This window comes from Methylotenera sp. E1MeOHC1 (genome assembly GCF_058745595.1).
Genome location: NZ_CP196025.1, coordinates 1,587,627 through 1,599,520, shown reverse-complemented (window position 1 = coordinate 1,599,520; position 11,894 = coordinate 1,587,627). Strand labels below are relative to the sequence as shown.

The following is an 11,894-nucleotide window of genomic DNA, read 5'->3' as shown; positions in this document are numbered from 1 at the left end:
GCGATACTTTTTTATTAACAATGAGATTGCAAATGAAGAAAAAACTAATAATCCCCATCATGCTAGCTTTGCTAGTACCTTTAATTGCGAGTTGGTTTGCTTACCCCGATACGCATTTGCCACCTGGTTTTGGCGTATTTCCTCCGCAGTTTGTCGCAGAAGCACCAGGTTTCAATTTAATTGTATTTTGTGCGTTGGCTTTTGTAGAGTTGGTTGTACTGGCGTTATATATTTCCCCCACGCTATTTGGATTTAAAAAGGTGGAGCCTGCCGCACCTAATAAACCGTTACCTTTGCCTGTTTGGTTTTGGCTGGGTTTAGTGTCTACGTTGTTTTTTTTATGGCTGATGTGGACGCGCGTGACTATATTTGGCAGCCTTGTTTATTATGCATTTACACCGCTGTGGTGGAGTTTTATTTTTACACTAGACGGCGTTGTTTATCGTTATAACAATGGGCAGTCTTTGTTGTCATCTAAACCAAAAACACTAGTTATCAGCGCATTGGTTTCATTGGTTGGCTGGCGTATGTTTGAGTATTACAATTACTTTGCCCTAGGCAATTGGTATTACCCGCAAACCGAGAGTATCCCCTCATTGTCCCATGAGGCAGTGGTGGTGATATTTTTGCTAGCTTACACCACTGTTTGGCCTGCCATTTTTCAATGGTACATGCTGCTGAACACTTGCCCTAGCTTGGCTAGTAGGTACTCTCAAGGCCCCAAGGTTTCTGTTAATGGTAATTTTTTATTGTACGCAGGCTATGCATTGTTATTCCTCATGGTTTTTTGGCCTTATCCTTTATTCTGGGTGCTGTGGATAGGTATATTGATGATATTTTCAGGCTTACTCATCAAGCTTAATATTTGGACACCATTTACTGACATGGCTAAAGGCAACTGGACCTCTGCACTGCTCGTTGCGTTAGCAACCATGCTGAACGGTTTTGTTTGGGAGTGCTGGAACTACGGAAGCGCACACCCACAAATGCCGATTACGAACCCTAACTACTGGGTATACGATATCCCTTACGTTAATGTGATTCACATCTTTTCAGAAATGCCACTGCTAGGCTATATGGGTTATATGCCGTTTGGCGTGTTGGCGTTGGTGATGTGGATTTGGGCAGGGAATGTATTCGGTTTTGATACAAAAATAATCGATACCGATCAGCACTAATCCTTTACCTGTTTTACAAAGCCATGTTTAACGGGGCTTAATGATTGATGAGGCAGATGTCGCTTGTCTCATTATGATGTTGATGCCCCAATAGCAACGTTGCAAAAGAGTAGAACTTCTGTGTTTTGTTGGGTGCTGGTTTTTTGAATTGCCTCGCCGAAGGCGAGGCGCACATACTTATTGCATGGAAAGTTTTACCACTGTTTGCTCAGCATTAAATGCAGAAAGAACCCCTCGTTACGCACTTCAGTATTGTCGCCAAACAATTGGCTGTCATAAGTCACTTTTTTAGGTAATAAAAACTCAATACCACTCGTGATTTTCCATGTTTCATCTAGCTTGCGTGCGAAGCCCAGCGTAACGTGTTCTTCTAAAATCGCGGCGAGCAAAGCGCTAGAGTTATTTCTTGGCACCGGATTTTTGCCGTAGTTGTAGCCTGCATATAAAGTGGTTTTGTCATCGTAAGTATAGGCAGCACCTAGCGCATATACTATCTGGTTGCGCCAATCTTGTTGTCTAACATCCACGACTGAGGCAGGTGCAAACGCGCTAGTGGTGTCACTCCATGTGGTGGTTACATCGTTAACGGCATCTGCCCAGTTAAGCCAATTAATCTTGGCTGAAAGCAATAAATCAGGGTTAGGTTTAAAGGCGGCGCCAATTGCTACTTCACGTGGTAGCGCAAATCCTTTAATACTGAGGTTGTCATATTTAACAACGCCAGCCGAGCCATAGTTAAATTTAGCCGTGCCGCCAGTGAGCGGTAATTCAGTTTTTTCTGTATAGCTTGCGCCTAAGGTCCATTGCTCGTTTAATTTATATTGCGCGCCTACTTTAAAGCCGAAGCGTAGTGTATCTGCACCTTTATTTTTAAAGCCCGCAAAGTTAGAGGTAGGTGGAGTATGGTAAAAAAACTTTTGCTCAATACTGGCGTAAATCATGCTAATAGAGCCGCCGATTGCAAGGTTGTCTGTTACTTGGCAGCCAATGCCCGGCGTTACTTTTGCAATACCAAACAGTGAGCTCATTTCGTCATCGGTACCAAACGGTGTATTGATGTGTTTAAACACGGCGCCTGCGCCACCTTGCGAGAAAAAACCAATTCCCACTGTACAGGGTGAATTTTCCAATTGCTGTGCGTAGCCGCCACCAGCAAGCATGACGTAGCGATTGTCAGCATGCTGGTCATTGCGTGCGTCTTTGTGTGCTAAATCAGTGGTGCGTAGTAATGAACCGTACGCATCTAGCAACTTGCCTTTGACTTGTGCCAAACCTGCAGGGTTGGTGTTTAACGCACTGGTGTCGCGTGCCACAGCGGTATCTGCGCCGCCCATCAGCGTTGATTCCGCGCCATAGCCAATTAAATTGATGCCGTTCGTTGCATGGCTTTGTGTCGTAATCGATAGGCCGCAAAGTATCAATGCAATAGTGTAGTTGCGTTTCATTTGTTGTTATTTCTTCAGTTTTAGGCGATGAGTGTTTGGTTTTTGTTTGATTTTATATTGCTGCACTGCAGTTTTTATAATGGTTCTTATTATGCAATCAGCATAGTACATATTTAATCTGTTACGACAATATTTTTGTATTCTGTAGGCGCTGGTAGATATTTATACTTTCATGCGCATTCGCCAACTGAACTTATAAGTGATGTTATTTCCCGCTGCCAAGAAAATTAGCGACTACTTCTATAAACGCTTGTGGCTGCTCTGCATGCACCCAGTGGTTTGTTGCTAAGGTGGCAAATTGTGCGTTGGTGAAATGGGTTTTAATATGCTCTATATCAGCATCCTGCACGTAATCACTGCGTTCACCGCGGATAAATAGACTAGGCTTTTCATAACGGGTATGTTCACACACGGCTTGTATCAGGTGAGGGTAATTAGCCCTGAGTGCGGCTAGGTTGATGCGCCACGTAAGGTTGTTTTCGGGTTTGATTAGATTCATCAGCAAGAACTGGCGCACCATCGCATGGGGAATCTCGCTAATCAATGCTTTATCCACGTCATTACGGCTTTGCATGGTGCTGAGGTCAACTGCTATCATCGCATCAATCATATGCGTATATGCATCGGGGTACGTGCGTATTGCCATGTCCACCACGATCAACTTCTCTAGCTTATCAGGGTATTGTGTAGCAAATTGCATTGCCACTTTACCGCCTAGTGAGTGGCCTACTAAATGGATACGGTCTAAGCCGAGCGCGTCGCATAGTTCCAGCAGGTCATCTGCCATCTCGGTATAGGTTTGCGAGTCACTATGCGGTGATCTACCGTGGTTGCGTAAATCTACACTAATCACTTGGTAGTGCTGCGAGAAGTGCTTGGCAACCGTGCCCCAGTTATCGCCAGAGCCGAATAAGCCGTGCAGTAATATAAGTGGTTGGGTTTGGGCTGAAGTTTTATCGCCTAAGATTTGGTAGTGTAATTGCATGGGGGGATTATAAAAGATTGAAGTAGGCAGTGAGTTTAAATGCCTAGCAATTGTAGATGGCAATACAGCAGGGTGGATAACTAAGTTACCCACCCTAGTCATGCTAGCCTTATTCGATAGCTAATAATTCAACTTCAAAAACCAATGTTGCATCTGGGCCAATCGCTGGGCCACTGCCATTTGCACCGTAAGCTAAGTTTGATGGAATAGTTAATTCAAATTTACTGCCTACGTTCATTAACTGTAAGCCTTCAACCCAACCAGCAATCACGCCAGTGACTGGGAAAACGATAGGCTCACCGCGGTCGTAAGAGCTATCAAACACCGTACCATCAATCAATGTGCCTCTGTAATGCACTCTTACTTTGTTGCTTTTGCTTGGTTTTTCACCATCACCAGCCACCAATGATTTATATTGCAAGCCGCTATCTGTAGTAATAACGCCTTCTTTTTTGCCGTTTTCAGCTAAATAAGCCGCGCCTTCCGCTTGGTTTTTTGCAGACTGTTCCGCCTGTGCCGCCATTTGCTTTTCTTGGCTCTCTTTTTGCACTTGCTCAACCGTGCTGCGTTTTTCTGCATCCGTTAAGCGTGATGGGGTGTCCGCCATGACATCGATAACAGCTTGTGCAACTGCGTCTGCGTCTAAGGCTAAGCCATCATTCTTAAGCTGATGTGCCATGTTTTCACCAACAATATAACTTAAGCGTTGGGTTAAAGTGTTTAATTCAATTGCCATTGTGTGTTTCTTTCTTTGTTTAAGGGGATGCTTTTAATGCGATTGATGCAAGCGGCATAAACCGTAATTATGACGGAGAATGATAGATAAAACAAAACTAGACTAACTGGGGTGGCTGGTAGGTTTAATTCTACAATGAGTCTAATTCCGTAGTTATGTGGGATAACCGCACGTGGAAGTGATAAGTTATACTATGATCGCAAAGCGTGGTTCGAGAATACCACCTACATCGCTTAATGTTTAGCTTCGGTTACATGAACGTGGTAAGTATCTGCTTAGATGAGTATTTTAAATTTATAATATTTAAAGAAATGAATTACCAAGATGTCTATTAAAGTTATTAAGACGCAAATCGAGCTATTTTTAGCCAGTGACATACCAGAGGTCTTGGCAATTAAAGGCGCTTGGGGAATTGGGAAAACCTACTCTTGGAAGAAGTACCTTCATGAGGCTAAAGATCAGAAAAAGATTGCATTAGAAAAATATTCGTATGTATCTTTATTTGGAGTAAATACTTTAGATGCACTTAAACAATCAATCTTTGAAAGTGTCCTTAATCGGAATTTGATAGGTACGGAACCGAGCATTGAAACTTTTAAAGCGAATATAGCTGCAGTTTCAAACTCTTTTGGTAGGAAAGCTATAGATTTTATATCCAGTATTCCTTTTATTAAAAACTTCACATCTACGATTGATTCACTATCTTTTTTATCGTTAAGTAAAACTTTAATTTGCATTGACGACCTTGAAAGAAGAGGCTCTAAATTAGAGATTAAAGATGTACTTGGCTTAGTTTCTCAATTGAAGGAACAAAAAAAATGCAAAATAGTATTGTTATTAAATGATGGAGAAGATGGGTTAGATGATTATCTCAAATTTCGTGAAAAAGTAATCGATATTGAGTTGGAGTTTGCTCCTTCGGCTGCAGAGTGCGTAAGTATTGCTTATGAGGGAGTTAACAATACACATGTTAGATTGAGAGAGTTGGCAGAAAAATTAGAAATCAAAAATATTCGAGTTCTTAAAAAAATTGAAAGGCTTGTTAATCTGGCTCTTCCGTACACTACCAAATATGAAGACGAAGTTAGGGATCAATTCATTCATTCACTGACACTATTTTCATGGTGCCACTTTAATGTGGGTAAAGGCAACCCTACACTAGATTTTGTAACTAAGATAGGTTACGACTTTACCTATGGATTGGGTGATCCCAAAGACGAGAGTGAAGAGCAGAAAAAGTGGCGAACATTACTAGGTAACTACAATTATCAGAATACAGATGCCCTAGATCTTGTTCTTGCAGATGGGGTCCGTACTGGTTATTTTGTAGAAGATAAATTGAATGCCGCCACAAAGAAAAGAAATGAAGAAATTATTGCAGTAAAATCAGACAGCTCATTCCATGATGCTTGGAGGTTGTATCACGATACATTTGCAAACAATCAACAAGAAGTTGTTGATACTTTGTACAAAAGCTTTATGCAAAATGCAAAGCACATAGCCCCCAACAATCTAAACGGAACAGTTAAGCTATTTGTAGACCTCGGGGAGCAATCAAAAGCTTCGGAATTAATAGATTTCTATATTGATTTAAGAAAAGATGAAATAGATTTATTTAATCTCGACAAAAGTACTTTTTTTGGCGATGTCTTAAATGAGGAAATTATCACCAAATTTAAAATAGCATTTTCAAAACTAGCTATAACTGAGAATGCTAAGCAAGTACTGGAAAGGATTTCGGGCAGGGGTGGATGGAATCAAAAAGACGAAGTAATCCTTGCAAATACTTCAGTCGACGAATATTACGACCTGTTTAAATCTGAAACTGGACTTAATCTCGATTCTTACATCAGAGCTTGTTTACAGTTTGGTCAATTTTCAAATTCAAGTGATCAGCATAAAAAAATCATTGACACAGTGCAGCAAGCGCTCAAAAAGATTGCAGCTGAAAGTCAAATTAATCAGCGTCGTATGAAAAAATTTGGTATTGAGATTAATAGTAATTTAACTTAGTCTTACCAACAAATCACTTCTTTCCAGCGCCTGTTTTAATCATCTTGGGCCCACCATTACATTTGAAATTATTAGCCATAAAAAAAGCCTCGCAATAGCGAGGCTTTTTTTATTTAACTTGCAGTCAGACTAACTCTGTAATCTGGCTTCAGTTCGAAGGTGATGCTAGGCGGTGAAATTATTTACGACGCAGGCAGTACGTTAAGTACGACAAGGAGTAAATGATGAAACCAACAACGCATCACCGATGAAATGAAGAGCAGATTTACATCATACCGCCCATGCCGCCCATCCCACCCATATCGCCACCCATCGCTGGGCCGTCATCTTTAGGTAGTTCAGCAACCATACAATCAGTAGTTAGCATTAAGCCAGCCACTGAACCTGCATTTTGCAATGCTGAGCGTGTTACTTTAGTTGGATCTAAGATACCCATTTCGATCATGTCGCCATAAGTTTCGTTAGCAGCGTTGTAACCGTAGTTACCAGTACCTGCTGCCACGTTGTTCACCACTACTGATGGTTCAACACCAGCGTTTTGTGTGATTTGGCGTAATGGCTCTTCAACTGCGCGCAATACGATTTTGATACCAGCTTCTTGGTCAAGGTTGTCACCTTTAACTTTAGAGATAGCGTCACGTGCACGAATCAATGCTACGCCACCACCAGCTACGATACCTTCTTCAACTGCTGCGCGTGTTGCGTGTAGTGCATCTTCAACGCGAGCTTTTTTCTCTTTCATTTCGATTTCAGTTGTTGCGCCAACCTTGATCACTGCAACACCGCCAGCTAATTTAGCCACGCGTTCTTGTAGTTTTTCACGGTCGTAGTCGCTTGTCGCTTCTTCGATTTGAGTTTTGATTTGTGTGATGCGTGCTTTGATGTTTGCTTCAACACCGTGGCCATCAATGATGATTGTATTTTCTTTACCTACTTCAATACGTTTAGCTTGACCTAAATCTTCAAGCGTTACGTTTTCAAGTTTTAGGCCAACTTCTTCAGCAATCACTGTACCGCCAGTTAAGATAGCGATATCTTCTAGCATTGCTTTACGACGATCACCGAAACCAGGTGCTTTAACAGCAACAGTTTTCAAAATACCGCGGATGTTGTTCACTACCAATGTTGCCAATGCTTCGCCATCAACATCTTCTGCGATGATTAACAATGGACGGCCAGCTTTAGCTACTTGCTCTAAAGTTGGTAACAAATCACGGATGTTTGAGATTTTTTTGTCATGCAACAACACGAATGGATTGTCCATTAAAGCGATTTGACGCTCTGGGTTGTTGATGAAGTATGGTGATAAGTAGCCACGGTCAAACTGCATACCTTCAACTACGTCTAACTCGTTTGAAAGACCTGAACCATCTTCAACAGTGATTACGCCTTCTTTGCCTACTTTGTCCATTGCATCAGCAATGATTTGGCCAACTGAAGTGTCTGAGTTAGCTGAGATAGAGCCAACTTGCGCGATTTCTTTGCTGGTTGTACATGGTTTTGATTGTGCTTTTAAATCAGCAACTGCTGCTTCAACCGCTTTGTCGATACCACGTTTTAAATCCATTGGGTTCATACCAGCAGCAACAGATTTCATACCTTCACGGATGATTGCTTGTGCTAATACGGTTGCAGTTGTTGTACCGTCACCAGCGATGTCGTTGGTTTTAGAAGCAACTTCTTTCACCATTTGTGCGCCCATGTTTTCGAATTTGTCTTTTAATTCAATTTCTTTAGCAACAGAAACACCGTCTTTAGTGATGGTTGGAGCACCGAATGAGCGCTCTAATACAACGTTACGGCCTTTAGGGCCTAAAGTAACGCGCACTGCGTTTGCTAAAATATTGACACCGTTTACCATTTTTTGGCGAACGTCGTCACCAAATCTTACGTCTTTTGCTGCCATGTTAAATCTCCTGTTGTGGCAAAACATTTCGCTCTAAATAAGGGTGTTGCATCAACGCTTAAAAATCCTCATTTACTATTTGTAAACTCCGGTTTTTGCGCCTTGCTGCGCCTACTTATTTATTCGCTCTGATGTTTTGCATATCCTATTAAAAATTAAAAAAGCCGAATTAGGTCATCGTATTTGGTGTGGCGAGAGGAAGCGATACAAGGCGCGAGAAACGTATTAAGCGCAGACAGTACGTAAAGTACGGCAAGCTTAACGGCTTCGAGCAACGCAGTAGCGCGAACTCGCAGACCGCCAAATTATTCGACGATAGCCATGATGTCTTCTTCGCGCATTACCAATAGCTCTTCACCGTCAACTTTAACAGTTTGGCCTGCGTATTTGCCGAATAACACTTTGTCGCCTACTTTAACGTCAAGGGCAATTACTTTGCCGCTTTCATCGCGCTTGCCAGAACCTACAGCTTGAATCACGCCTTGGTCTGGTTTTTCTGTTGCGCTATCTGGGATTACAATGCCAGACGCGGTTGTACGCTCTTCTTCTGAACGTTTAACAATCACGCGGTCGTGTAATGGACGAATTTTCATTCAATTTCTCCTGATGAGTTATGCAAATAAATTGGTTAAATACAAAATTGTATGGGTAATGCCGCATTTTAGCACTCCCGTACCTCGATTGCTAATTTGGGGGCCAATTAAGTGATTTCAAGAGTTATAATAAAAATATTCGCAATTGTCGCTGTCATCCTAAGTTTGGGTGGCGCGGGCATCTAGCGTGCACCTGTAAGTGCAGGCTATCCCAACTGTACTCTAAAAACTCTCCGTTTCTGTGTCTGGTTTGTATCTGTGATCTCCCTTACGATTGCTGTAATCGTTATTCCGTATTCATGCGTGGCAAACTTTTACCAAAGACAGCCCGCATTTTTAAATTTTAAGTAAAGATTTATGTCGCAGCCAAAAGCCGTTATTAAGCCATACCATCATCCTGCCGCCGGTTGGGGTGCATTAAAGCAAGTTGCAGCGCAGCTTGCGTTACAGAAAATTCCAGTGAAGGGTGTCATGACCCTGCTTGCCCAGAATCAGCCCGATGGTTTTGATTGCCCGGGCTGTGCATGGCCTGATAAAGAGCACACTTCTACTTTTGAGTTCTGCGAAAACGGCGTGAAAGCGGTTGCCGCTGAAGCAACTGCCAAGCGTGTGCCGCCTGAGTTCTTTGCCAAACACACTGTTACTGAATTAATGGAGTGGAGCGATTTTGATCTGGAAAATGAAGGCCGCCTAACCCATCCTATGCGCTATAACTCGGCAACGGATAAGTATGAGGCAGTTTCCTGGGATGGTGCCTTTGAGCTGATGGCGGCGCATTTAAATGCGTTAGCTGACCCGAATGAGGCTATCTTTTACACGTCTGGTCGCGCCAGTAATGAAGCGGCTTTTCTTTATCAGCTGTTCGTACGTGAATTCGGCACCAATAACTTTCCAGATTGCTCCAATCTCTGCCATGAATCTACCAGCATGGCCTTGCCGCCAACCGTGGGCATAGGTAAGGGCTCGGTGACCCTGCATGACTTTGAGCATGCGGATACTTTGCTGATTTTTGGCCAAAACCCTGCGACCAATCACCCCCGCATGCTGGGTGAGTTACGTGAGGCCGCCAAGCGCGGTGCACGCATCGTTGCGATTAACCCATTGAAAGAGCGCGGTCTGGAGCGTTTTGCCGACCCGCAAAGCCCATTCGATATGTTGTCTTTCAAGGGCAGCAAGATCAGCGGTTTGTTTATCCAGCCCAAGCTAGGCGGAGATCTGGCACTGATTAAGGGGATGATCAAGTTCGTGATTCAGTGGGATGACGAAGCGATCAAGCAGGGCACAGAGCGTGTCGTAGACTTGGCGTTTATTCAGCAGCACACCAACAATTTCGAAGCGATTGCCGAAGATGCGCGCCAGGAAAGCTGGGATCTGATTCTGGAAGAATCCGGCGTGCCATTGGAGCAGATTGAAGAACTCGCCCGTATTTATGCGACGGGTGATCGCGTGATCTCAACTTGGGGTATGGGTCTTACCCAGCACAAGCACGGCGTAGCTACCATTAAGACTCTGGTCAACCTGATGCTGCTGCGCGGCAATATCGGCAAAGAAGGTGCGGGCTTGTGCCCAGTGCGTGGCCATAGCAATGTGCAAGGTAACCGTACCGTGGGCATTTATGAAAAGATGCCATTAGCATTTCTTGAAAGCTTGGATCGTGTATTTGATATCAATGTGCCTAAAGCGCCAGGTTACGATGCGGTGGCTGCCATTCAGGCCATGATTGATGGTAAAGCTAAATTCTTTTTTGGTTTGGGCGGCAACTTCTCAATTTCTACGCCGGATACAGATCGTACCTGGCAGGGTATGCGTAATTGTGACCTGACTGCTCATGTCACGACCAAGCTTAACCGCAGTCACCTAGTACATGGCAAAGAGGCACTTATTCTGCCATGCTTGGGCCGCACTGAAATCGACACGCAGGAAACTGGCGCGCAAGGCGTAACGGTGGAAGACTCCATGAGTATGGTGCACGTCTCCTACGGGATGAATAAGCCAGCGTCACCACAGCTGCTTTCTGAGCCTGCCATCGTGGCGCGCTTTGCGCATGCCACACTCAAACACAGTAAAACACCGTGGCTGGCATACATCAAGGATTACAGTAAAATCCGCGACGCGATTGAGCAGACCATGCCGGAGGCATTTAAAGACTATAACCAACGCATCAGACAGCCTGGCGGTTTCCGTATGCCGGTGCCTTCTAGCGAGCGTATTTGGAACACACCATCAGGTAAGGCTGAGTTCTCTGTGCAGGAGATCCCGTCTCGCTCGCCTATCCATCAGGCACGCGAGCAATATGGCGACCAGCTGTTCGTGCTGATGACTACGCGCTCACACGATCAGTACAATACGACGATCTATGGCATGGATGACCGTTATCGCGGCGTGTTTGGTCAGCGACGCGTTATTTTCATGAATCCGGCAGATATCACGCGTATGGGGCTAGTTGCTGGTGACTGGATTAACCTGACCAGCGTCTGGCAAGATGGTATTACGCGCAGAGCGGACAAGTTTTTAGTTGTATCCTACGACATTCCGCAGGGTTGCTTGAGTGGTTACTATCCGGAAACCAATAATCTGGTACCACTGGAGAGTGTGGCCGATCACTCACGCACGCCAACCTCGAAGTCCATCCCGGTGATTATTGAGAAAACCACAGCGTCTGAGGTGGCTAATGCTGCTTGAGTGCGATCATCATGAAGTGCAGGTGCGAGCGGGCTTTGTTTATGGCCAGTTTGACTCTGCGCAACTGGACCCTGTTCAGCCAGACCCGTTTCAACTGGATCACAGCGCCGTGCTGATGCTAGGCATACTGGAGTTGCTGCATGCGGAGCATGAAGCGGGTCGTGCACATGTGTCGCTCGCTGTTATTTGCAAGCGTCTGGATATCCGCATGAGTACGCTGCAACGGCTGATGACTGCATTAAGCGAGCAAGTGCTGGTGGAAGTTTCCACGCAAAAGGAGCGGTTGGTTGCTGCCCTTACGGCTAGCGGTGAGGAGCTTTCTCTCGCATTGCAGGCGGCCTAAGGCTACACCAACC

The 11,894-nt window shown here is 44.3% G+C and carries 9 protein-coding genes; 4 read left to right on the top strand and 5 right to left on the bottom strand.

Features of this window, described 5'->3' with window-relative positions; translation table 11 throughout:
* Positions 1 to 32: 32 nt before the first annotated feature.
* Positions 33 to 1,178 (top strand): mechanosensitive ion channel protein MscS, encoded by a 1,146-nt coding sequence (locus tag ACSSU7_RS07365; protein ID WP_492515908.1) that lies wholly within the window; start codon positions 33 to 35, stop codon positions 1,176 to 1,178.
* Between the two features lie 194 nt (positions 1,179 to 1,372).
* Here ACSSU7_RS07365 and ACSSU7_RS07360 read toward each other — a convergent pair whose 3' ends face one another.
* The 3 genes from ACSSU7_RS07360 to bamJ form a co-directional block, all read right to left on the bottom strand.
* Positions 1,373 to 2,623, bottom strand: coding sequence for an OmpP1/FadL family transporter (locus ACSSU7_RS07360; protein ID WP_492515907.1), 1,251 nt, complete (start codon positions 2,621 to 2,623; stop codon positions 1,373 to 1,375).
* 205 nt (positions 2,624 to 2,828) lie between these two features.
* Positions 2,829 to 3,608 (bottom strand): alpha/beta fold hydrolase, encoded by a 780-nt coding sequence (locus tag ACSSU7_RS07355; protein ID WP_492515906.1) that lies wholly within the window; start codon positions 3,606 to 3,608, stop codon positions 2,829 to 2,831.
* Positions 3,609 to 3,717: 109 nt separating this feature from the next.
* Positions 3,718 to 4,344, bottom strand: a complete 627-nt coding sequence (bamJ, locus tag ACSSU7_RS07350; protein WP_492515905.1) for a BamJ family beta-barrel-assembly machinery protein — start codon at positions 4,342 to 4,344, stop codon at positions 3,718 to 3,720.
* Positions 4,345 to 4,668: 324 nt separating this feature from the next.
* On the opposite strand from bamJ, the gene ACSSU7_RS07345 reads away from it, so the two are divergent.
* The gene (locus ACSSU7_RS07345; RefSeq protein WP_492515904.1) at positions 4,669 to 6,357 is read left to right on the top strand and encodes a hypothetical protein; all 1,689 of its coding nucleotides are present in this window, start codon (positions 4,669 to 4,671) and stop codon (positions 6,355 to 6,357) included.
* A 265-nt stretch (positions 6,358 to 6,622) separates the two neighbouring features.
* On the opposite strand, the gene groL is transcribed toward ACSSU7_RS07345, so the two are convergent.
* Both groL and ACSSU7_RS07335 read right to left on the bottom strand, forming a co-directional pair.
* Positions 6,623 to 8,263, bottom strand: a complete 1,641-nt coding sequence (gene groL / locus ACSSU7_RS07340) for a chaperonin GroEL (RefSeq protein ID WP_492515903.1) — start codon at positions 8,261 to 8,263, stop codon at positions 6,623 to 6,625.
* Between the two features lie 305 nt (positions 8,264 to 8,568).
* Positions 8,569 to 8,856: a co-chaperone GroES gene (locus ACSSU7_RS07335; RefSeq protein WP_015831377.1), complete on the bottom strand. Its 288-nt coding sequence runs from the start codon at positions 8,854 to 8,856 to the stop codon at positions 8,569 to 8,571.
* A gap of 357 nt (positions 8,857 to 9,213) precedes the next feature.
* On the opposite strand from ACSSU7_RS07335, the gene ACSSU7_RS07330 reads away from it, so the two are divergent.
* Together ACSSU7_RS07330 and ACSSU7_RS07325 are read left to right on the top strand one after the other, a co-directional pair.
* Entirely contained in the window at positions 9,214 to 11,538 is a 2,325-nt protein-coding gene (locus ACSSU7_RS07330; protein WP_492515902.1) for an FdhF/YdeP family oxidoreductase, read from the top strand.
* Positions 11,528 to 11,881, top strand: a complete 354-nt coding sequence (locus ACSSU7_RS07325) for a hypothetical protein (RefSeq protein WP_492515901.1) — start codon at positions 11,528 to 11,530, stop codon at positions 11,879 to 11,881. The genes ACSSU7_RS07330 and ACSSU7_RS07325 overlap by 11 nt, the downstream gene beginning before the upstream one ends.
* The last annotated feature ends 13 nt before the right edge of the window (positions 11,882 to 11,894 follow it).

Bases quoted from the DNA above. Each gene is read 5' to 3' on its own strand.
- bamJ (WP_492515905.1), bottom strand. From the start codon at position 4,344: ATGGCAATTGAATTAAACACTTTAACCCAACGCTTAAGTTATATTGTT.
- ACSSU7_RS07355 (WP_492515906.1), bottom strand. From the start codon at position 3,608: ATGCAATTACACTACCAAATCTTAGGCGATAAAACTTCAGCCCAAACC.
- ACSSU7_RS07330 (WP_492515902.1), top strand. From the start codon at position 9,214: ATGTCGCAGCCAAAAGCCGTTATTAAGCCATACCATCATCCTGCCGCC.
- ACSSU7_RS07325 (WP_492515901.1), top strand. From the start codon at position 11,528: ATGCTGCTTGAGTGCGATCATCATGAAGTGCAGGTGCGAGCGGGCTTT.
- ACSSU7_RS07335 (WP_015831377.1), bottom strand. From the start codon at position 8,856: ATGAAAATTCGTCCATTACACGACCGCGTGATTGTTAAACGTTCAGAA.
- ACSSU7_RS07345 (WP_492515904.1), top strand. From the start codon at position 4,669: ATGTCTATTAAAGTTATTAAGACGCAAATCGAGCTATTTTTAGCCAGT.
- ACSSU7_RS07360 (WP_492515907.1), bottom strand. From the start codon at position 2,623: ATGAAACGCAACTACACTATTGCATTGATACTTTGCGGCCTATCGATT.
- ACSSU7_RS07365 (WP_492515908.1), top strand. From the start codon at position 33: ATGAAGAAAAAACTAATAATCCCCATCATGCTAGCTTTGCTAGTACCT.
- groL (WP_492515903.1), bottom strand. From the start codon at position 8,263: ATGGCAGCAAAAGACGTAAGATTTGGTGACGACGTTCGCCAAAAAATG.